General features: G+C 49.4%; 17 protein-coding genes and 1 pseudogene. 14 read left to right on the forward strand and 4 right to left on the reverse strand.

Translation table 11 applies throughout. The features are described from left to right. Positions 1–22 precede the first annotated feature (22 nt). Entirely contained in the window at positions 23–505 is a 483-nt protein-coding gene (locus MJO57_RS13110; RefSeq protein WP_252026893.1) for an IS1595 family transposase, read from the reverse strand. Further along, positions 474–962 carry a transposase gene (locus MJO57_RS13115; RefSeq protein ID WP_252018121.1) on the reverse strand — a complete coding sequence of 163 codons (489 nt, stop codon included), beginning with the start codon at positions 960–962 and terminating at the stop codon, positions 474–476. Before MJO57_RS13115 ends, MJO57_RS13110 begins: the two co-directional genes overlap by 32 nt. An 831-nt stretch (positions 963–1,793) precedes the next feature. On the opposite strand from MJO57_RS13115, the gene yajC reads away from it, so the two are divergent. The 4 genes from yajC to MJO57_RS13135 all read left to right on the forward strand — a co-directional run bounded on the left by yajC (position 1,794) and on the right by MJO57_RS13135 (position 7,541). Continuing rightward, positions 1,794–2,141 (forward strand): preprotein translocase subunit YajC, encoded by a 348-nt coding sequence (yajC, locus tag MJO57_RS13120; protein WP_252025868.1) that lies wholly within the window; start codon positions 1,794–1,796, stop codon positions 2,139–2,141. A 144-nt stretch (positions 2,142–2,285) separates the two neighbouring features. Next, on the forward strand, positions 2,286–4,154 hold the full coding sequence (gene secD / locus MJO57_RS13125; protein WP_252025870.1) for a protein translocase subunit SecD: 1,869 nt from the start codon (positions 2,286–2,288) through the stop codon (positions 4,152–4,154). Between the two features lie 10 nt (positions 4,155–4,164). Next, a complete protein-coding gene (secF, locus tag MJO57_RS13130; RefSeq protein ID WP_252025872.1) occupies positions 4,165–5,082 on the forward strand; it encodes a protein translocase subunit SecF in 918 nt (305 codons plus the stop codon). 107 nt (positions 5,083–5,189) lie between these two features. Then, positions 5,190–7,541 (forward strand): ATP-binding protein, encoded by a 2,352-nt coding sequence (locus tag MJO57_RS13135; protein WP_252025874.1) that lies wholly within the window; start codon positions 5,190–5,192, stop codon positions 7,539–7,541. Positions 7,542–7,655: 114 nt separating this feature from the next. Here the strand turns inward: MJO57_RS13135 and MJO57_RS13140 are convergent, their stop codons facing one another. After that, a complete protein-coding gene (locus MJO57_RS13140) occupies positions 7,656–8,474 on the reverse strand; it encodes an inositol monophosphatase family protein (RefSeq protein ID WP_252027024.1) in 819 nt (272 codons plus the stop codon). 319 nt (positions 8,475–8,793) lie between these two features. Here MJO57_RS13140 and MJO57_RS13145 point away from each other — a divergent pair, with 319 nt between their 5' ends. From MJO57_RS13145 to MJO57_RS13155, 3 genes and pseudogenes are all read left to right on the forward strand, one after another. Then, positions 8,794–9,555, forward strand: coding sequence for an RNA methyltransferase (locus MJO57_RS13145; protein WP_252025876.1), 762 nt, complete (start codon positions 8,794–8,796; stop codon positions 9,553–9,555). A 50-nt stretch (positions 9,556–9,605) separates the two neighbouring features. Beyond that, positions 9,606–10,469: a serine O-acetyltransferase gene (cysE, locus tag MJO57_RS13150; protein ID WP_256493343.1), complete on the forward strand. Its 864-nt coding sequence runs from the start codon at positions 9,606–9,608 to the stop codon at positions 10,467–10,469. 646 nt (positions 10,470–11,115) lie between these two features. Further along, positions 11,116–12,070, forward strand: a pseudogene (locus MJO57_RS13155) (IS1595 family transposase). Here MJO57_RS13155 and MJO57_RS32760 read toward each other — a convergent pair. Further along, a complete protein-coding gene (locus MJO57_RS32760) occupies positions 12,067–12,198 on the reverse strand; it encodes a hypothetical protein (RefSeq protein ID WP_256493290.1) in 132 nt (43 codons plus the stop codon). The pseudogene MJO57_RS13155 and the gene MJO57_RS32760 overlap by 4 nt on opposite strands. A 409-nt stretch (positions 12,199–12,607) precedes the next feature. On the opposite strand from MJO57_RS32760, the gene MJO57_RS13160 reads away from it, so the two are divergent. From MJO57_RS13160 to hscA, 7 genes are all read left to right on the forward strand, one after another. Continuing rightward, on the forward strand, positions 12,608–14,047 hold the full coding sequence (locus tag MJO57_RS13160; RefSeq protein WP_371924877.1) for a hypothetical protein: 1,440 nt from the start codon (positions 12,608–12,610) through the stop codon (positions 14,045–14,047). A gap of 504 nt (positions 14,048–14,551) precedes the next feature. Further along, complete coding sequence (gene iscR / locus MJO57_RS13165; RefSeq protein ID WP_252025882.1) at positions 14,552–15,022, forward strand: Fe-S cluster assembly transcriptional regulator IscR; 471 nt, start codon at positions 14,552–14,554, stop codon at positions 15,020–15,022. A 110-nt stretch (positions 15,023–15,132) separates the two neighbouring features. Then, the gene (locus tag MJO57_RS13170; RefSeq protein ID WP_252027025.1) at positions 15,133–16,347 is read left to right on the forward strand and encodes an IscS subfamily cysteine desulfurase; all 1,215 of its coding nucleotides are present in this window, start codon (positions 15,133–15,135) and stop codon (positions 16,345–16,347) included. A gap of 46 nt (positions 16,348–16,393) precedes the next feature. Continuing rightward, positions 16,394–16,798: a Fe-S cluster assembly scaffold IscU gene (gene iscU, locus MJO57_RS13175; RefSeq protein ID WP_252025884.1), complete on the forward strand. Its 405-nt coding sequence runs from the start codon at positions 16,394–16,396 to the stop codon at positions 16,796–16,798. A 106-nt stretch (positions 16,799–16,904) separates the two neighbouring features. After that, the gene (gene iscA / locus MJO57_RS13180) at positions 16,905–17,237 is read left to right on the forward strand and encodes an iron-sulfur cluster assembly protein IscA (RefSeq protein WP_252025886.1); all 333 of its coding nucleotides are present in this window, start codon (positions 16,905–16,907) and stop codon (positions 17,235–17,237) included. 140 nt (positions 17,238–17,377) lie between these two features. Then, positions 17,378–17,956: a Fe-S protein assembly co-chaperone HscB gene (gene hscB / locus MJO57_RS13185; RefSeq protein WP_252025888.1), complete on the forward strand. Its 579-nt coding sequence runs from the start codon at positions 17,378–17,380 to the stop codon at positions 17,954–17,956. A gap of 21 nt (positions 17,957–17,977) precedes the next feature. Next, positions 17,978–19,855, forward strand: a complete 1,878-nt coding sequence (gene hscA, locus MJO57_RS13190) for a Fe-S protein assembly chaperone HscA (protein ID WP_252025890.1) — start codon at positions 17,978–17,980, stop codon at positions 19,853–19,855.

Here is a 19,855-nt window from a genome sequence, read left to right on the forward strand (position 1 = left end):
GCTCTTTTCCAATTCCAGACTGCTATGTAACCAGCAAGTTGACTAAGGGCTGAAGAAGACTTTTGCCTCTTCGGCCAATATTATGCAAAAACTCAAAAAAGCCAAGGTAAAGGGGTAAAGCCTCTTGGGATATTCCCCTGTGAGGCCTTAGCCACGAGCGTAGAAGTGACCAAAACCCCTCCATAGTATTAACATGCACCTCGTAAATACCGTCTTTGTCATCATCACGAGCATACTCACCTTTGCCGTGACAGACCGTTTTATGTCTGAAGCCCCAGCTTTCAAGGTCATCATAGATGTTGTATTCATCGGTATAAATCTGGCTCTGTGGGGCTACGTGTTTCTTGATAAATGGTTCGATTGTCGCCTTCTTAACGTTCGACAGCATGTTGATAATGACCTGACCTCCCCTTTGAATCATTCCCAATACCGGCGGTTTGTCTTTTTCAAGAGTCCCACGGCCCGGAGCGCCTTTAAGCCTTCTTTTTCTCGGTGGACGATCCAGATTTTTTTAATGCTTCAGGGTGTCCCTTGTGACCAGCTACAATGTAGACCTCGTCGAATTCAACTTCGCCATCAAGAATCACTTCAGGCTTTCGGTCAACAACACCATTTCGTAAGACTGTGGTCATATGGTGTGCATCACTGACACACAGATCAAGTTCCTGAGCTATCTGGCTGTTGGAGACGTTCAGCCCCATTAAATAGAGACAGGCAATCCAGACTTTGAGTGGTCGGTGGTGTCCTGCGAAAACCGTATTTGTCAGGTCATCGAAGTAGCGCTTACAGGACTTACAGTAATAGTGCTGGCACTCTACCTGCACATTGTCGTGTCCATTCTTTTTGACATTCTCAGAATCACAGTGCGGACAGAGAACAGTGCCATCTGGCCAGCGGTTCTCACGGATCATCTCAAAGCAGGTGTCATTACTGATGAGATCTGAGATTCGGCCTATATTCATGGTCAATGCTGGCGATGGCTAATTATATCCACCAAGGATAGTTCAGCAGTTCGGAATTCGAAAAGAGCCTCTTTTTAATGCGTTGCCGGGTGATTGTCCGGTCAGGGTTGATATTTTCTGGACAGTCCCAATAAACACCCTGTTTATGTAAATCCGGGTATGCCCTTTTAATGCCAGATTCCACTAGTGCAGCCAAGCGTTGTTATACATACACAAGTACCTTGTTCCCACGGTCCTGATGGTGTCGCAAAACCCTCGTTCCCACGCTCCGCGTGGGAACGCATATGGATCTGGCAGCATGAGAAAGAGCCACTGCCTGGTAGGGTTTTCGGGGGCTTCATGCGAGTATGGTATTTGTGGCGGGATCGGTATGCATTCCCACGCGGAGCGTGGGAACGAGATGTTCGGAGTGTCCGGAGGGTTTTGCGACAATTTCTCTCCCTTGGGAATGCATGGGTACGAGGTGCCTTGCTGTGGGGTATTAGCGCTTTTCTGCACTAGTACATGGTTTCAATGAGTTTGACGTGTACAATCTTCGTTCACCCTGAGCGGAGTCGAAGGGTGCTTGGCACAATCTATCAGAGTCCGGAGTTTCCGCCCTTCGACAGGCTCAGGACGAACGGAGTGCGGAGGCACGTCAACCCGTCAAACTCATTGAAACTATGTACTAGTTGATGCTTGTGGTATTGGGGCTTTTGACCTCTTTCGTTGAGTGCGTTCGGTGACTTTCGATGGCTTTCGATGGCTTTCGATGAAAAGACGGGTTCCGGACTGGTTATTTTTCAGGTAAATTGCTGCGTCAACAGTAATAATGCGATTAGGAGTATTGGAATGATTCCTTTCATCAGTCAGGCTCAGGCTGCTGCAGAAGGTGGTGCGGCTGCTGCGACAGCTGGACCGGGTATGATTGGTCAGCTGGTGATGCTGGGTGGTTTTGTGCTGATTTTCTGGCTGCTGATCTGGCGTCCCCAGAGCAAGCGTGCCAAAGAGCACAAAAACCTGATTGCTGGTCTGGCCAAGGGTGATGAGGTGGTCACCACTGGCGGTATTCTTGGAAAAGTCAGTACGGTAACGGATGAGTTTGTCACCCTGCAGGTTGCCGACAATATGGAACTGAATTTCCAGAAAGGTTCTGTGGCCGCTACCCTGCCAAAAGGTACCATCAAGGCTATCAAGTAAGTTTTGAGAAAAGCAGCCTGTTCAGGCTGCTTTTTTACTCAATGGACTGTGCCATAGGCCCATAGCCCGCAAAGATTGTCCCGGCAAAGGCCGTATAACAATGCCGCTATGGCGCTTCACTATTAATTCAGGAACCGGTGAGCCATGCTCAATCGCTATCCATTGTGGAAGTACCTGCTGATTCTGGTCATCGTAGGTCTCGGGTTTATTTATGCCCTTCCCAATCTTTACCCCGCAGACCCGGCAGTACAGGTGACTGGCACCAGTTCGTCCAGAGTGATGGATGAGCAAGTTCAGCAGCGTGCTGAACAGGCCCTGGCAGCGGCCAATATTGATGTTAAGTCTGTTGAGCTTGACGACAAGGCATTACTGATTCGCCTTAACCGTGCTGATCAGCAGCAGCTGTCGAAATCGCTGATCAAAGAGGTGCTTGGGGATGACTATATCGTTGCCATTAACCTGGCCCAGACGACGCCGGACTGGCTGACTTCCATTGGGGCCTTCCCAATGAAGCTCGGGCTTGATCTTTCCGGTGGTGTGCACTTTCTGTTGGAGGTGGATACCGCTAAAGCCCTGCAGCTGAAAATGGATATTGCCAACTCAGAAATTCGAACTTCTCTCCGTAAAGAAAAGCTCCGCTATCGCACCATGCCAGAGCGTGCCGATGGTGCACGACAGATGGCATTTAATGATGCGTCATCCCGTGACCAGGCTGCCCGCCTGATCAGCAAGGATTTTCCGGATTTGACGGTGGAGAACGCTGACGTTAATGGTCGCCCGGTACTGTCTTATCGATACTCTGAGACGGCCATTAAAGAGATTGAAGATTATGCGGTGCGACAGAACCTGACAACGGTTCGTAATCGTGTCAATGAGCTGGGTGTGTCCGAACCGCTGGTTCAGCGTCAGGGGCGTAACGGGATCGTTGTTGAGTTGCCTGGTGTTCAGGATACGGCGGAAGCCAAACGTATTCTGGGGAAAACTGCCAACCTGCAGTTCCGCCTTGAAGCGCTGCCCAATGCGTCCAGGGCCAGCACTGAGTCATTCAGTTTCATGGACTCCCGTCGTCCTCCCGTGGATCTGGAACGGGATATCATCATTACCGGTGACCAGGTGTCCAGCGCTCAATCCAACTTTGATACCCAGACCGGCCAGCCACAGGTGAATATCAACCTGGACAGCCATGGCGGTACCGTAATGAACCGTGCTACCCGTAACAATGTAGGGCGGGCCATGGCGGTTATCTTTATTGAGCAGAAGCCGGTGACCAAAGTGGTTACCAGGACCGTAGATGGTCAGCAGGTGAAGGAAACGATTCAGAGCTTCCAGCAGGAAGAGAGCGTTATCAGCCTGGCAACCATTCAGAGCGCGTTGGGTAACCAGTTCCGTATCACCGGTTTGAACTCAACCGCAGAGGCTTCTGAACTGGCGCTGCTGTTGAGAGCGGGTTCGCTGGCTGCCCCGATGTATTTCGCTGAAGAGAGAACGGTGGGTCCCAGCCTGGGTGCCGAGAATATCCAGATGGGTATTCATTCTACGGTGATCGGTCTGATTCTGCTGCTGATCTTCATGGTTGTGGTTTACCGGGTGTTTGGTTTGCTGGCTAATATCGCCCTGGCCATGAACCTGGTGCTGCTGATGGCGGTGATGAGTCTGTTTAGTGCCACACTGACCATGCCGGGTATCGCCGGTATTGTATTGACGCTGGGTATGGCGGTGGATGCCAACGTGCTGATTTTCTCCCGTATTCGTGAGGAGGTTCGCAGTGGGCGGTCAATTCAGCGGGCGATCCATGAGGGTTTTGACCGGGCGTTTGTGTCCATCTTCGATGGTAATATCACCACCTTGCTGGTGGGTATTATCCTGTTTGCCGTGGGAACCGGGCCGATCAAAGGTTTTGCGGTCACCCTGTGCATCGGTATTCTGACGTCCATGTTCACAGCCATTGTTCTGACACGTGCCTTGGTTAACCTGACCCATGGCGGTCGTAACCTGAAGAAACTGTATATTTGAGGTGGCAGTGATGAATGATTTAAAAGTCATCAATTTCATGCGGCTGCGCTCCTTCGCTTCGGTGCTGTCGCTGTTGTTAATGCTGGGTTCTGTTGGGGCTCTTGCGGTTAAGGGGATTAACTGGGGACTTGATTTTACCGGTGGTACGCTGATTGAGCTGGTGTATGACCAGCCGGTGAAAACGTCGGACATCCGTGATCAGCTGGCTACTGCCGGTTATGACAACGTTGTCGTGCAGGAGTTTGGTTCGGCAGAGGATATCCTGGTCCGTATTCCCGGAGATGACCCGAAAATGGGGGCGGCGGTTGCCGCGCTTCTGGGGCAGAACTATGACGGTAATGTGGAAGCGGTGCGCGTCGAGTTTGTCGGGCCCCAGGTGGGTGAAAGGCTGAGGGAGCAGGGCGGTCTTGGCATGCTGTTCGCCATGTTGCTGATCACGCTCTACATCGCTTTTCGCTTCCAGTTCAAGTTCTCGGTAGGTGCCATTTTGTCGCTGGCCCATGATGTGATTTTCACTCTGGGGCTGTTTGCGCTTCTGGGGCTTCAGTTTGATCTGACGGTGATGGCGGCCTTGCTGGCGGTGATCGGTTACTCGCTGAACGATACCATCATCGTTTACGACCGTATCCGTGAGAACTTCCGCAAGCTGAGAAAGGGGGATGCCGAAGAGATTATCAATGTTTCACTGACTCAGACCCTGGGCCGGACATTGGCGACTTCCGGTACCACTTTGATGGTGTTGCTGGCCTTGTTTCTCTTTGGTGGTGATATGATTCACAACTTTGCCCTGGCATTGATTGTGGGTGTGGGGGTGGGTACTTATTCCTCCATCTATATCGCTTCCAATATCCTGATCTACCTGAGAATCAGCAGGGAAGATTTAATTGTTCCAGTGAAGGACAATGAAGACTTTGAACAGATGCCATAACGCGTTGAGTTTCAGGGGATAAAAACCGGCAATTTTTGCCGGTTTTTTTTGGTCTATAGTGAATATCTTTAAAAGCACGGAGCTCAATACAAAATAAAGAGGTAACTATGATAACCGGGAATGATGCTAATTCATCTCGCTACAGCGCACCCATTGATCATGATAATGTAAAAACAGGTTCGGGTACACAGAACATGGCGGGAAGTTCTTTTGAGCGTAGATCTGTCCGGACTCCATCTGACTCTGTCCGGCAATATATGCAAGATCGGGGAGCACTACTTGGTAAACCGCAGTCACACTTATCTGAATATAGCCCTGGCCTGAGAGGTGACCATTTCTGGAATCCTGGCAGTATCAGGCTATTGGATAAGTTGAAGATTGAACCGAATAGTGGCATTGAGGCAGAGACATCATCCAGAGAAACTAATGGCAATCAATTTACCATCGAAAAGTACAGGAATGAATGGCTGGCAGGGTCAGAACCTAACAGTGTGGTTGTTGCAGCCGGAACCTTATTTGATTGCCCATATGCTTGTTTGCATGGCAAGGAAGGTTTCACCCAAACAGTAAAGGTATTGAAACGGGATGATGTTGAATCTCAAACCGCCTATTTAACTCAGATAATGAGGCGTAATTGCAAACTCACTTCCGCTGAGTTGACGATTCATTTAACGCCGGGGATCGTCGCAGCAGAGCGCTGGGATTCAGTCGCTTTGCATATTCAGCGTTTTCAGCCGGCAAAAAATGATTCCCAAGCTTCCTGCGAGCCGGAGGTGTTGACCGAGTCATGGCATGCTATAGCAGATGCATTTCTGCGAATGTGTCGCCAGTCTGGTTGTCCACTGGAGGATCTCCGGTCCTATGTATTCAATACGGGTGACCATTGTTTTGTCGCCAGTGTAAAGCTTTCATCCACTGGCGATGCTCCGGAGTCCTCTGTTGGCTTGCTGGCCGGGGATGCACGGGTTACGAGAATTACCGTCAGTGCTGGGGTCAAGAAAAAGCTTAATATTACGGGTACTCCGGCTGCCATCGATGTGAAGAAGCTTGCCAAAAAGTTTGATTTCAATGGAGAAGCCTACGGTATCGGTGGCGCGAATGGGGCCATTCGACAGTTTGTGGATGCATTTATTAGTCCACGGTTAGTGCCGGGTAAACTGCAAAATACCATGAAGGGTCATCTTTCCAGAGGCGGTATTCTTTCGGGTCCGCCGGGTACCGGTAAGACGCTGTTTATCCGTGTTATTGAGTCCTTGCTCAAGGAAAATGGCTTTAGTGTATCGACCCAAATCATTTCAGGACCGGAAGTATTTAATAAATATGTCGGTGAGTCTGAGCAACGTGTCAGAGCGATTTTTTCGGATTCCGGCGCGGAAGATCAACAGGTTATTCGTCTGGTTTTGATTGATGAAATTGATTCGATGCTGCCGACCAGGGGTAGGGTAGGCGATAATGGCATCGGGGATAAGGTCGTCAATCAGTTTCTGACCTGTATGGATGGTGTTGATAAAAAAAACAACCTGATTGTTTTTGGCACAACCAATCGGCCAGACCTGGTTGACCCGGCAGTGATGCGTCCTGGCCGCATGGATATGCAAATGGTATTTAATTTGCCAGAGATCACCCAGCGACTGCAGATTTTAAAGATTCAGACCCGGGACCTGTCGGATAGCGGAATGTTGAATGCTGATGTCTCTCTTGACGAGCTGGCGAGCAATACCGCCGGCTTCAGTGGTGCGGAACTGGGTGCTCTGGTGGAGAAGGCCAGGCTATCGGCTCTTCGCAGGGGGCAGGGGCTGGCAGAGGGGAACACTTTTTTTTCCCCACAGGCGCTTAGTCACTTAGAGACATTGGATGTCAGCATGGTTGATTTCAACCGGGCTTTTACCCGAATTAAGCCGCAGTTCGGGAAAAGCAATTTCATGTCTTTGGCGGGTAAAACCTTTGACTATGTCGGGTATTCACCAGAAGTTGTCAGCCAACTCAGGAAGACACTGGCGGATTTTAAGCGGGATGATTCCCGCTCTTCCTTGCGCATTCTCATTAAAGGGCCTCAAGGCAGTGGTAAATCAACACTGGCTGCCCTGGCAAACCATGAGTTTGGTTCTATTTGCAGCTATGTGTCAGCCTCAGATGTGGTCAAATCCAGGGATAGCAACAAGACGTTGAATGATGTATTTGCTGAGCAGCGTAATCATCAGATCTGTCCGGACTCCAATCATGCCGTGATTATTGACGATTTTGATACCATGATTCGCTACTACGATGATGTTACCTATGATCGTGGGATGGTGGCGGTGTTGGATGCTCATACCAAGCAATCTTTGCAAGGGCAGGAAGAGGGAAAGTTGCTCACGATCGTGACAGCAACTGAGCATGAACAGGGAAGGGCTGATTTTCTCCCTCGTCTGTTTCCGGATAATTTAGTGTTCAAGACGATGGGTAGGGGGCGCATGTAAAATATAATTTTGTTGCATGGGGACAGGGGAGGCAGCTTTTTTTCTTCTGGTGTGCTCGCTATGAAAATCAGTCGTAAAGAAAAGTGAGGCGAAATAGCCTCACCCTACACAGAATCAGTAGCGGAACATACCATCGGTAACGAAGGGTCTGATGCGCTTCAGCACTTCTTTGAAGCAGCCGCTGTTGCCGGCAACGATCTGATTGTTTTTCATGTAGGTGTGGCCACCTTTGAAGTCGCCTACCAGTCCGCCTGCTTCCTGAATCATCAGAACGCCGGCTGCCATATCATAATCCTGCAGGCCGATTTCCCAGAACGCATCCAGGCGACCAGCAGCAACATAGGCCAGGTCCAGCGCAGCAGAGCCGGCACGGCGGATACCTGCGGTATCGCCCAGCAGGGTTCTCATCATGTTCAGGTAGCTGTCCAGATGGTTGATGCCCGGGTTCATGAATGGGATGCCGGTGCCGATCAGGGCGCCTTCCAGGTTTCTGCGATTGCCCACGCGAATGCGCTTGCTGTTCAGGCTGGCTCCGTGGCCACGGCTGGCGCAGTACTCTTCCTCTTTGAGCGGGTCGAGAATAACGGCGTGCTCAAGGCGTCCACGATATTGCACGGCAATGGAGACCGCAAAATGCGGGATGCCATTGATAAAGTTGGTGGTGCCGTCCAGGGGGTCAATGATCCAGAGGTAATCTTTTCCTTCACCCTTGCCTTCACGGTGTCCGCTTTCTTCACCGTAAAATCCATGGTCAGGGTAGGTTTTGCTCAGAGCGGTGATAATGGTCTTTTCGGCAGCCTTGTCTACCTCGGTTACAAAGTCGTTACGGCTTTTGAACTCGATATTAACATGATCAAGATCTTTGTAGGCGCGGGCTATGATTTCGCCAGCCTGGCGCGCTGCACGCAGCGCCATATTCACCATCGGTTGCATAGGCTTAGTTACATCTGAAATGTGAAAGATCGTATAGGAATGAGATGATACCGGATTCAATGATCCGTTGGTATCCTGGTATTGAAGAGTATGAGATGTCGTTCAACAAACGCTTCAATCATCCAGCTTGTAAAAATGCAGTTCAGGAACTGATAAAAACATTTTCACGAAAAAGTGGGGGCGGATTCTGACAGGATGTGCTTTAACTTGCAATGGAGCAGATGCTTCCGTCGGTCAGTAGTTTTACGGCAGGCTTGGCATTGGCCGTAATTTGAGTACACTGACGGGCTGAAACTACCTAAAGCCAGAGATTCCTGCGGTGCCTGATCTTTCATCCGAGCGTTGTTCTGAAAACATTTCCATAGTATTGGTCAATCCTTCCCATCCCGGTAACATCGGGGCTGCCGCCCGTGCCATGAAAACCATGGGGTTGAGCCAGTTGTGCCTGGTGGCGCCTGATGACTTTCCATCTGGTACCGCAACGGCGCTGGCCTCAGGGGCTGATGATATTTTGAGAAATGCCAGGGTTTGTGCAACGCTGGATGAGGCTCTGGCCGATTGTCAGTTTGTGGTTGGTACCAGTGCCAGGGTAAGAGGTGTTTCTCTCCCGCTGGTAGACCCTCGGGAATGTGCCCGGAATATTATTGGCGAAGCAATGACTCATAAAGTGGCACTGATTTTTGGTCGGGAAGATAAAGGCCTCACCAATGAACAGTTGCGACGCTGTCATCTGCAGGTTCATATCCCGACAAACGAAGCATTCAGCTCCCTAAACCTCGGGGCTGCAGTACAGGTGCTGTGTTACGAGTTGCGGATGATGCAGTTGATCAGTGCTGATGCGCTTGAGATGCCGCAGCCACGCAGTCACGAGTTGGCAAGCATGGAGGATATGGAGCGTTACTATGAACATCTGTATCAGGTGTTGATGGCGATTGGTTTTCTTGATCACAGCAGTCACGAGAAGATTATGGCCAAATTGCGACGACTTTATGGGCGGGTTCGTCCGGATCGTGTTGAGCTGAGTATACTTCGGGGGGTTCTGTCAGAAACTCAGCGATGTCTTGCCGCAAAAGAACAATGATGAAAGCTTCCGGATAGTATTGGTCAGAAGCTTTATTAAGGTTGCAGGAGCTGCTCTTCCGGCAATCAGGCAGGGATAATAACAGACAGGCACAGACCATGTTTGCGCGAATAAAAGAAGATATCAAAACGGTAATGGATCGTGATCCGGCTGCACGGAATACGTTTGAAGTGGTTACTAATTACCCCGGGCTGCACGCGCTATTGCTGCACAGGGTGTCGCACAGGCTCTGGAAATCAGGGTTTCTCTGGTTGGGGCGCATGTTGTCAACATTTAATCGCTGGTTAACCGGTATTGAGATACATCCGGGAGCTACCATCGGGCGACGCTTTTTTATCGATCATGGTATGGGGGTGGTTATTGGTGAAACGGCGGTAATACACGATGATGTCACGCTCTATCATGGTGTGACTCTGGGTGGTACTTCTCCCAATAAGGGTAAGGAGCATCCAGCTAACCAGGGTAAGCGGCACCCGACGTTGGCTAATGGCGTTGTGGTCGGTGCGGGTGCAAAAGTGCTTGGGCCATTTGTTGTCGGAGCAGGCGCCAGGATCGGGTCAAACGCGGTGGTTGTGCGTGAAGTACCCCCCGGAGCAACCGTTGTTGGTATTCCCGGCAGGGTTGTGAGAAAGCCAGAGGTTGCTGATAGCAATGGAGAACGTCCTCATGCCAATGCCGAAAAGATGGCCGAAAAAATGGGTTTTGATGCCTATGCCGTCACTTCTGAAATGCCTGACCCGACCGCCCATGCCATTTCGGCTATGCTGGATCATCTCCATGAAGTGGATTCCCGCTTTGATACCTTGTGCCAGGTGTTAAAAGACAATGGCCTCGAGTGTCAGGTGCGGCCCTTGCCCGAGTTAAAAAAGGAGGACTTTGCGCCTGTGAAAGAGGAGGTGACGCCATCGCTATGATTGCGTGAGTTTAATTTGATGGCCAGGACCGTATCGCCACGACTGGCATCAATGATCTCAAGGCTTGGGTGTGTAGTGCAGTCTAGCGTTGTTATACATACGCAAGCACCTCGTTCCCACGGTCCCCCGTGGGAATGCATAACGGGCCTCTGTGGAAATGTGGGTCTCCATTAAACTCTCATGATTCCGGGCATAAATAGATTGTTTTGCATCTGGCAGGCTCCGGTATGCATTCCCACGCAGAGCATGGGAACGAGGGGTCTGGCTGTATGGGTATTAGCGCTTTTCTGCACTAGGAGGCTGACCGAGAATAGCGCCCGTTGCGAGGACGGCAAAAAATTGAGGATAAAAAGTCGGAAATTTTTAGTGAATAGTGGTTCTATTTGCTAAAAATTTCCGACTTTTTAGACCAATTTGCTGACACCGCAGTAGGGTAGTCTATTCTCGGTCAGCCTCCTGGTAGCCAAAACTGCTTCGATGCGGGAACGCCTGTCTACCGGATTTTCAGTGGGTAACCGGCTAAAGAAACGGATGTCCCGGACTTCTTTGAACAGCAATATAATCTTTCCTGATTACCACTGATCGTACGTCATGAGTTAGCAGCTATAATAAACGTCGATAGTCATGTTTTTTGGAGGTAAAACTGATGTGTAAAAATACCATTCAGTTCCAAAAAGGCATTGGCATCAGGCAATTTCTGGCTAATTACGGCAGTGAAGATCAGTGTGATAGCGCGCTGTTCTCCTGGCGCTGGCCAGACGGCTTCGAATGCCCGAAGTGTGGCTCCCGCAGCTTCTGCAAGCTTCACCGAAAGGCTGAATTCCAGTGCAATTGCTGCCGTTGCCAAACCTCGCTTACCAGCAACACCATCTTTGATTCAACAAAGCTGCCTCTGGCTACCTGGTTTCTGGGTATCTATCTCGTCACCCAGAATAAAGCGGGGATTTCTGCCCTGACGCTTCATCGGCAACTTGGCATTTCCTACAATGCCGCATTGCGCATGAAGCACAAACTCATGCAGGTCATGATGGAAAGAGATAACAGCTGGCAGTTGAGTGGATTTGTTCAGATCGATGACGCCTATTGGGGCGGTGAACGCCATGGAGGCCGCCGGGGCAGAGGCTCAGAGAACAAAGCTCCCTTTGTTGCCGCAGTTCAGACAGATGCTGATAACCACCCTATCTACATGAAGTTCAATGCCGTTGATAACTTCCAGCGAAAAACCATTCGGGAGTGGGCAGAACATGCCCTGAAAAAGGGTGTCCGGGCCGTCAGCGATGGTTTGTCCTGTTTCCGGGGCATCGAAGATGCCGGATGCCAGCACACAGCCATCATTACCGGTGGAGGCCATGCTTCCATGGAGAATGAGTTGTTTACCTGGGTAAATACCATGCTGGGAAACGTGAAAACAGCGATTACCGGCACTTATCATAAGCTCGACCCCAAGCATCTTGGTCGTTATCTATCAGAGTTCAATTATCGGTTTAACCGGCGTTTTGATATGCCTTCAATGATCTCAAGGCTTGGGCGGGCAAGTCAATACAGCACCGATGCCGGATCGACTGCTCAAGCTACCAGACGTCCAGTGGCAACCGGGCTAGCCATTAAACGATAACTGAAAGACAGTTGCAGTGTGAACTTCATCATTTCGAATGATGATGTAGCTCTTTGCCTGTTCGGAGTGGTTAGAAGCCGAGTTTAGTTGATAATCTGGAGAACGAGCACTCATGATGCCCACTCCAGCGGCAATGCTGGATAGGTTCTATTATTTCTTTACTGGGTTATAGACATAAAGAATGAAAGATTATGCAGATATTCTTAAATAAACTTTCTCTATGTCATGACGTAGGAACAGTGGTAATCAGGTAATCTTTTCTACTGCCTTTTGCTGTTGAATCAAATCATTACTCTCCTCAAATCAACCTAAAAAAAGTTTCAAACCCCATAACATTTACCTTCAGTCAATCATTCACTCTCGTTTCACTGAACTAACGAATTAATCTGCTGTCGAACTTAACGGTTGAATCTGATTAATTTCGCTGTTTTCTGCTATGCCTTAAAGCACCGGAAGATTTGAGATACATCATTTTTAATAATTACCTCAAAAAAACACCATCTGCTATCAGGAGCTATCAGTGATGAACTCATCATTTCCCGGGTTGCACACCAATTCGCCTCGGAATCTGACCCATTTTCCTCTTGGCTTGACTACTGGTTTGCCCACTGGTCTGCCTACTAATGAGTTAAGTGGAATTTACGAGACGACCAGCTACAAATCTTTTCGATGTTCAATAGCCGATGTCGATAAGGTGAATCGCTTGTTTTGCAGCAAGAATTGTACGGGCCAAAAACGTATCATGGAGGGCAGACCGGAGAAGGTCAGTGTTTTCGAAGCCAATCGTGGAATTTTCTATTGTAATCTTGAGGCGGAAAACCACCCGTCCCTGCTGCACGATCTCGGAGGTGCTCAGGATGCATCTTGTAAATCCTGTGTCCCGGTCAGTAATCTTTATTCCGGCTATATCGAACATTTGGAGTTGACCAGGCTAGCACAAGGTTTGCGTGTTCATTGTGCGAAAAAGTCAGCAAGTGACGGAGATGCAGTGGGTTCAGGTCCAGAGTGCGGTGCTGTTGTTTTGCTAAGTGAATTGCCTGATCATTATCAGGCTGCCCACACTCGAATATTTCGCCCGGGCGTATTAGCTGCGCCTTATCGTGCTGACGATCTCCCAATGGTTGGCCAGCGCAGTCAGGCTTGGTCACTGTTTTCAGCGCCCGTTGCCCCTGAACAGACAGGGGCAGCGGCCATTGGGCCGGGAGGGCAAGATCGGTTTGCAGATGTAACAGCCATTAAAAACGGAATTAAAGGAATGGTATCTTCTATGGAGGCGTTCAAGACCCTGATTGGCGAATCTGTCCAAAGACAAGATGCTGAGATGAGTGCTTACAAGCATCAACAAACGAATGTGCAATCCAGCTTAAATCAACTGATTGGGGCGATGCCAGACTATGTGCGGCGCATAGAGGAACTTGAACATACTGTGAAACAGCTTTCTATCAAATCTGGCCAACCCAATCTTAAGATAAATGCTCTGGAGGAACAGCTCAGACTCAATGCCAACGGCACTTTTGTCTGGAAGCTGGAAGGTTTAGACAATGCTGTAAATGAGATTGTTGCTGGAGGTAAACCCAGATTCCTCTTAAGCGACTCTTTTCACACGGCACCCAAAAATGGGTATAAGTTACGCGCAAAACTATACCCATGCGGTGATGGGATAGGACTTGGCACTCACGTTAGCCTGTTTATTCAAGTTATGAAGGGTGAGGATGATGACCATGTGGCTTGGCCCATGCAGAAAAAAGTAATCTTCGAAGTACTTGACAGAGATTTTGTACCCTATGAAGGATGCTCAGATGTTTTTATAACGAATCCTGACAGTGAAAGCTTTCAAAAACCCGAAAGCGAGGAGAATATAGCCGCTGGCTGTCCAGTATTTTTACTGATGTCAAAGGTACATGATCTGCTGCATGAGGACAGGTGTCTTTATATCAGGGTAAAAGTAGAGGACAGTATTTAGTAGAGTGCAGGGACTGAAAACAGGGAAGTTATTTCAGGACAATTCCTCAGCAACTGGCACATCGTTTCATGACTTTGATGTATGTTGTCTGTTCATTTCAGCAGAGGGGCTGGTGTGAGTACAAGAGAACGGTAAACTGTATCCGGTATAAAACCAGCGATTTATCAGTTAAGGCCTTGCTTTCATCATAATCATGGATTGCCTGTCGATCCGGTGGCCTATTTTCTGCTTTTGAAAGTTAGTCCCTGTTTCTATAAAATGCCCAAAAATTATATGAAGTTACTTTTTGAATTCTTTTTATATATCCACTTCATTTGACAATTCATTCCTGTTTCATCTCTAATAGTTGACTATTTTGCTAAGGTATTTCATAATTTTGTGCAGATAGCTTGAGTCAGTGAAGATTTGACTGTGGAAGCATCACGGTCAGGAGTCATGGACTTAAAGCGAGTGGAAACTGATACAAGAGTAATAACTCTGTCAGAATAGCAAGAGAGATGCGGTATGAGATTGACGACCAAAGGACGCTATGCGGTAACTGCCATGCTGGATCTGGCACTACATGCTGATCAGGGGCCAGTTTCTCTCGCAGATATTTCGGATCGTCAGGAGATCTCTCTCTCTTACCTGGAACAATTGTTTTCCAAACTCCGCCGTGGTGACCTGGTTTGTAGTGTGCGGGGCCCCGGGGGGGGGTATCTGCTCAGTCGTGGCACTGAAGCTATTTATGTTGCTCAGGTGATCGATGCGGTTAATGAGTCCGTAGACGCAACAAAGTGCAAAGGGGCAGGAGGTTGCCAAAAAGGGGTAACCTGCCTGACTCACCACTTGTGGCAGGATCTGAGTGAGCAGATTCATTCGTTTCTTGGAGGGATCAGCCTCGCTGATCTTGTAGCGCGCAGGGAAGTGCAAAATGTTGCTATTCGTCAGGATCAGCAGCAAGACAACAAAATTGCCGCTGACTCCATCCTGTGAGGAATCTTTTTTAAAGTGTTTTAAAAAAGAGGCATGTGTAGTGGCATGATGATTTTAACCCTTTGCGAATCAAGGGTTTTGAGCGTACTGACCGCCTGGAGATGTACCAGATGAAATTACCTATTTATCTCGATTATTCTGCAACAACACCGGTTGACCCGAGAGTGGCTGAAAAAATGATTCAATGCCTCTCTCTGGAAGGTAATTTTGGTAATCCGGCTTCGCGTTCCCACGTTTTTGGCTGGCGCGCTGAAGAAGTTGTTGAAGACGCTCGTCGTCAGGTTGCTGACCTTATTCATGCCGACCCAAGAGAAATTGTCTGGACTTCGGGTGCGACAGAATCTGACAACCTGGCCATCAAGGGCGTAGCCCATTTTTACAGCAAAAAGGGCAAGCACATTATCACCTCCCGTATTGAGCATAAGGCTGTGCTGGATACTTGTCGCCAGTTGGAGCGGGAGGGGTTTGAAGTAACTTACCTGGATCCCGACAGCGAGGGTCTGATCACGCCTGAAATGGTTGAAAAAGCTCTGCGTGATGACACTATTCTGGTCAGCCTGATGCACGTCAATAATGAGATTGGTGTGATTAACGATATTGAGGCAATTGGTGATTTGACTCGCTCACGCAAGATTGTCTTTCATGTTGATGCAGCACAGAGTGCTGGAAAAATTCCACTGAATATGGACACCATGAAGGTCGATCTGTTGTCCATTTCTGCCCATAAACTCTACGGCCCGAAAGGGATTGGTGTCCTTTATGTTCGCCGCAAACCCCGTATTCGTCTGGAAGCACAGATGCATGGCGGTGGCCACGAGCGAGGGATGCGATCTGGTACCCTGGCTACTCATCAGATCGTTGGAATGGGCGAAGCCTGTCGCATTGCGGCTGCAGAAATGGATTCAGAAAGAGCACGCCTTGCGGCGTTGAAGGATAGAGTGCTTTCTCAGCTTTCCGACCTGGAAGAGGTGCATGTGAACGGTTCTCTTGAGCAGAGAGTTCCGGGAATCCTGAACATCAGCTTTGCTTTTGTTGAAGGGGAGTCCCTGATGATGTCCCTGAAAGATCTTGCCATTTCGTCTGGTTCGGCATGTACATCTGCCAGTCTTGAGCCCTCTTATGTGCTGAGGGCGCTGGGTTTAAGTGATGAGCTGGCTCATAGTTCCCTGAGAATCAGTCTGGGTCGATTTACCACAGAGTCTGAAGTGGATCACGCTGTTTCTGAGATACGCGAAGCGGTTGCGAAGCTTAGAGAGTTGTCTCCTCTATGGGATATGTACAAGGATGGCGTTGACCTCAGTCAGGTTGAATGGGTTGCACACTGATTTTTTATGAAGTTATGCCAACGGCACAATTTCAGAGGAGAGAAAAATGGCATACAGCGAAAAGGTTATCGATCACTACGAGAATCCGCGCAATGTAGGTAAGCTTGACCAGGATTCTCAAAGCGTAGGTACCGGTATGGTCGGTGCCCCGGCATGTGGCGACGTAATGCGTCTTCAGATTCAGGTGAACGATGAAGGCGTTATTGAAGATGCACGCTTCAAAACATATGGGTGTGGTTCTGCGATTGCTTCCAGCTCCCTGGCAACAGAGTGGATGAAGGGTAAGACACTGGATCAAGCGGCAACCATCAAGAACACGGATATTGCGGAAGAGCTTGCGCTGCCACCGGTAAAAATTCATTGCTCGGTGCTGGCCGAAGATGCTATTAAGGCGGCAATCGACGACTATCGAGCCAAGCAGAAACCGAATGATGCGGCTCCAGCTGCCTGACGCTGTTGCCAGTAATCATGTACTGAAGCTCTGTAGTCAGGTATTAGGTGGTTCAGGATGTAGCCGGTGGAATCGGTTGATTTCCCGGAAGTGGATGGAGTATTAAATGGCAATTACCGTAACTGAAGCGGCTGCCCGTCATATCAGGGGGCAGCTTACCCGAAGAGGTAAGGGTCTCGGCATAAGGCTGGGGGTACGTACTTCGGGATGTTCTGGTATGGCCTATGTCCTTGAGTTTGTGGATGTGGTTGATGAGAGTGATCAGGTTTTTGAAGATCATGAAATCAAAGTGTTTGTTGACCCAAAGAGTCTGATTTACCTGGATGGCACAGAACTGGACTTTGTAAAGGAAGGGCTCAATGAAGGCTTGCAGTTTAATAATCCGAATGCTGCCAGTGAATGTGGTTGCGGTGAAAGCTTTAATGTTGATGCTGGCTGAAAGTGTTTGTGAGGCTTTCCGGCTTCGTTAGTACTGTTAAAGAGGCTGGCTGATACTTTTGATTTGCCTTCCGGCCCGGCTGGTTCACACTGGTCGGGCTTCATTTGTTTATGGGGTATTTATTTTTTGCTGAATACTCCATGAATGTCATTTCTGACTTGGGATTTGATTGCGTTGTGGTTGATTTAACCAAAAACTATTTTGAGCTTTTTGCGTTGCCTGTTTCCTGTCAGGTCGATCAGCAGCGGCTGTCCAGTCAATACCGCGCCTTGCAGAGGGCAGTGCACCCTGATCGCTTTGCTGGTGGTGATGATCGTCAGCAGCGCCTCTCTATTCAGTACGCTTCCCATGTTAATGAGGCCTTTAATACGCTGAAACAGCCGTTGAGCAGGGCGATCTATTTGCTGAAGCTGGCTGGCCGCGAGGTTGATATGGAGCGCAACACCATTATGGATTCTGGCTTCCTGTTGCAGCAGATGGAATTGCGTGAGGCCGTTGCTGAGATCAGCTCAAGCTCAAGCCCTGAACAGGAAGTTGAACGACTGGCGGATCAGGTCAATGCTGATCTTCATCGATATCTCCAGCAATTCGAGGGTTTCTGGAAGTCCGGAGCGGAGCAGGATCTTGATCAGGCAGAAGCGCTTGTAAGAAAGATGCAGTTCATGGTAAAGCTGGCGGCTGAACTGGAACAGCTGGAATCCGGTTTGTTGGACGACTAATCAGGAAGAGAAGAGGCAGATATGGCGTTACTGCAGATTTCCGAGCCGGGACAGGCTCCGGAACCTCATCAATACAAGCGTGCTGTGGGCATTGACCTGGGCACCACTAATTCCCTGGTTGCTTCGGTTCGATCAGATGTTGCCGAAACCCTCCCTGATATCGATGGGAACCATACTTTGCCCTCTGTTGTTTACTATGGTGTGCAGGGGATTGATGTCGGTGCCACAGCAAAAGCCAGCGCTCTGGTTGACCCGGAAAACACCATTATATCGGTCAAGCGAATGATGGGGCGTGGGCTTGAGGATGTCGATGCGCTTGGCGGGGTATTGCCCTACCAGTTTGTTACCGGTGATTCAGGACAAAGTGAAGGCATGCCCCTCATTAAAACCCGTCGCGGTGAAGTCAGCCCCGTGGAAGTGTCTGCTGAGATTCTCCGTTCACTGGTTGGTCGTGCAAAAGAGACGTTAGGTGGTGACCTGGATGGTGCTGTGATTACCGTGCCAGCGTACTTTGATGATGCCCAGAGACAGGCTACAAAAGATGCTGCCAGGCTGGCAGAGTTGCGAGTTTATCGTCTACTGAATGAACCCACTGCTGCTGCTGTAGCTTATGGCCTGGATCAGGGTGGCGAAGGAATCATCGCAGTTTACGATCTTGGCGGCGGTACGTTTGATATCTCGATTTTGCGTCTGGAGAAAGGCGTTTTTGAGGTGATGGCCACCGGTGGTGATACCGCCCTGGGGGGGGATGATGTTGATCGAATCGTGGCTCGCTGGATACTTCGTGAGGCAGGGGTTGATGAGTCTGCGATCAATTCATTGCAGTTGCGTGAAGCCATGGTCGAAGCCTGTCGTGTTAAAGAAACACTGACCGAAAGTGATGACGCTGATGTCCGTTTCGGTGAATGGTGTGGCAACCTGTCCCGGGTGCAGTTTGATGAGTTGGTAGACTCGCTTGTTGATCAGACTATCCGTACATTCAAACGAACGCTCAGGGATGCAGGCCTGCGGGTGAACGAGATTGATGAAGTGGTGATGGTGGGTGGTTCTACCCGCGTACCCAGAGTTCGGCAGAGAGTTGAAGAATTTTCTGGCAAGAGACCACTGACCTCTATTGATCCTGATAAGGTGGTGGCCGTTGGTGCAGCCCTTCAGGCCAATGTTCTGGCTGGCAATAAATCCGCAGAAGATATGCTTCTGCTGGATGTGATTCCGCTCTCCCTGGGGTTGGAAACCATGGGTGGGCTAATGGAAAAGGTGATTCATCGCAATACGACTATTCCCGTTAGCCGGGCTCAGGAGTTTACCACTTACAAGGATGGCCAGACGGCCATGGTTATTCATGTTTTCCAGGGGGAGCGTGAACTGATTCGCGATAATCGCTCGCTTGCCCGGTTTGAGTTACGTGGGATTCCCGCCATGCCCGCAGGCGGTGCGAAAATCCGTGTGACCTTCCAGGTGGATGCCGATGGCTTGCTCAGCGTTGCTGCAGAAGAATTGTCAACCGGGGTCAAGAGCAGTATTCAGGTAAAGCCTTCTTATGGCCTCAGTGATTCTGATATCTCCCGAATGCTGCAAGATTCATTTGCCCATGCAGGTGATGATCGTGATGCAAGGGCGTTGCTCGAACAGCAGGTTGAGGCTGATCGTGTTATTGAGGCGCTTGTCATTGCCCTGGATAAGGATGGTCAAACACTGCTTGGCACAGATGAATATAGTTTATTGCTGGCAGATCTTGAGTCGCTGAAACAGTGCCGTGAAACCGGTGATGCCAAGTCTATTGCCAGTGAAATTGAACGTATTGGTCAGTCCAGTGAAGAATTTGCTGCCCGTCGAATGAACCAGGGAATTCGTCAGGCTCTTTCCGGACAAAAGTTAGATGATTTGGAGGAGTTCTGA

This window comes from Endozoicomonas sp. SCSIO W0465, assembly GCF_023716865.1.
GTDB lineage: Bacteria > Pseudomonadota > Gammaproteobacteria > Pseudomonadales > Endozoicomonadaceae > Endozoicomonas.

Coding starts and splice junctions, on each gene's coding strand:
- MJO57_RS13115 (WP_252018121.1), bottom strand. CDS start 962: ATGAATATAGGCCGAATCTCAGATCTCATCAGTAATGACACCTGCTTT.
- yajC (WP_252025868.1), top strand. CDS start 1,794: ATGATTCCTTTCATCAGTCAGGCTCAGGCTGCTGCAGAAGGTGGTGCG.
- secD (WP_252025870.1), top strand. CDS start 2,286: ATGCTCAATCGCTATCCATTGTGGAAGTACCTGCTGATTCTGGTCATC.
- secF (WP_252025872.1), top strand. CDS start 4,165: ATGAATGATTTAAAAGTCATCAATTTCATGCGGCTGCGCTCCTTCGCT.
- MJO57_RS13135 (WP_252025874.1), top strand. CDS start 5,190: ATGATAACCGGGAATGATGCTAATTCATCTCGCTACAGCGCACCCATT.
- MJO57_RS13140 (WP_252027024.1), bottom strand. CDS start 8,474: ATGCAACCGATGGTGAATATGGCGCTGCGTGCAGCGCGCCAGGCTGGC.
- MJO57_RS32760 (WP_256493290.1), bottom strand. CDS start 12,198: ATGAGTGCTCGTTCTCCAGATTATCAACTAAACTCGGCTTCTAACCAC.
- MJO57_RS13160 (WP_371924877.1), top strand. CDS start 12,608: ATGAACTCATCATTTCCCGGGTTGCACACCAATTCGCCTCGGAATCTG.
- iscR (WP_252025882.1), top strand. CDS start 14,552: ATGAGATTGACGACCAAAGGACGCTATGCGGTAACTGCCATGCTGGAT.
- MJO57_RS13170 (WP_252027025.1), top strand. CDS start 15,133: ATGAAATTACCTATTTATCTCGATTATTCTGCAACAACACCGGTTGAC.
- iscU (WP_252025884.1), top strand. CDS start 16,394: ATGGCATACAGCGAAAAGGTTATCGATCACTACGAGAATCCGCGCAAT.
- iscA (WP_252025886.1), top strand. CDS start 16,905: ATGGCAATTACCGTAACTGAAGCGGCTGCCCGTCATATCAGGGGGCAG.
- hscB (WP_252025888.1), top strand. CDS start 17,378: ATGAATGTCATTTCTGACTTGGGATTTGATTGCGTTGTGGTTGATTTA.
- hscA (WP_252025890.1), top strand. CDS start 17,978: ATGGCGTTACTGCAGATTTCCGAGCCGGGACAGGCTCCGGAACCTCAT.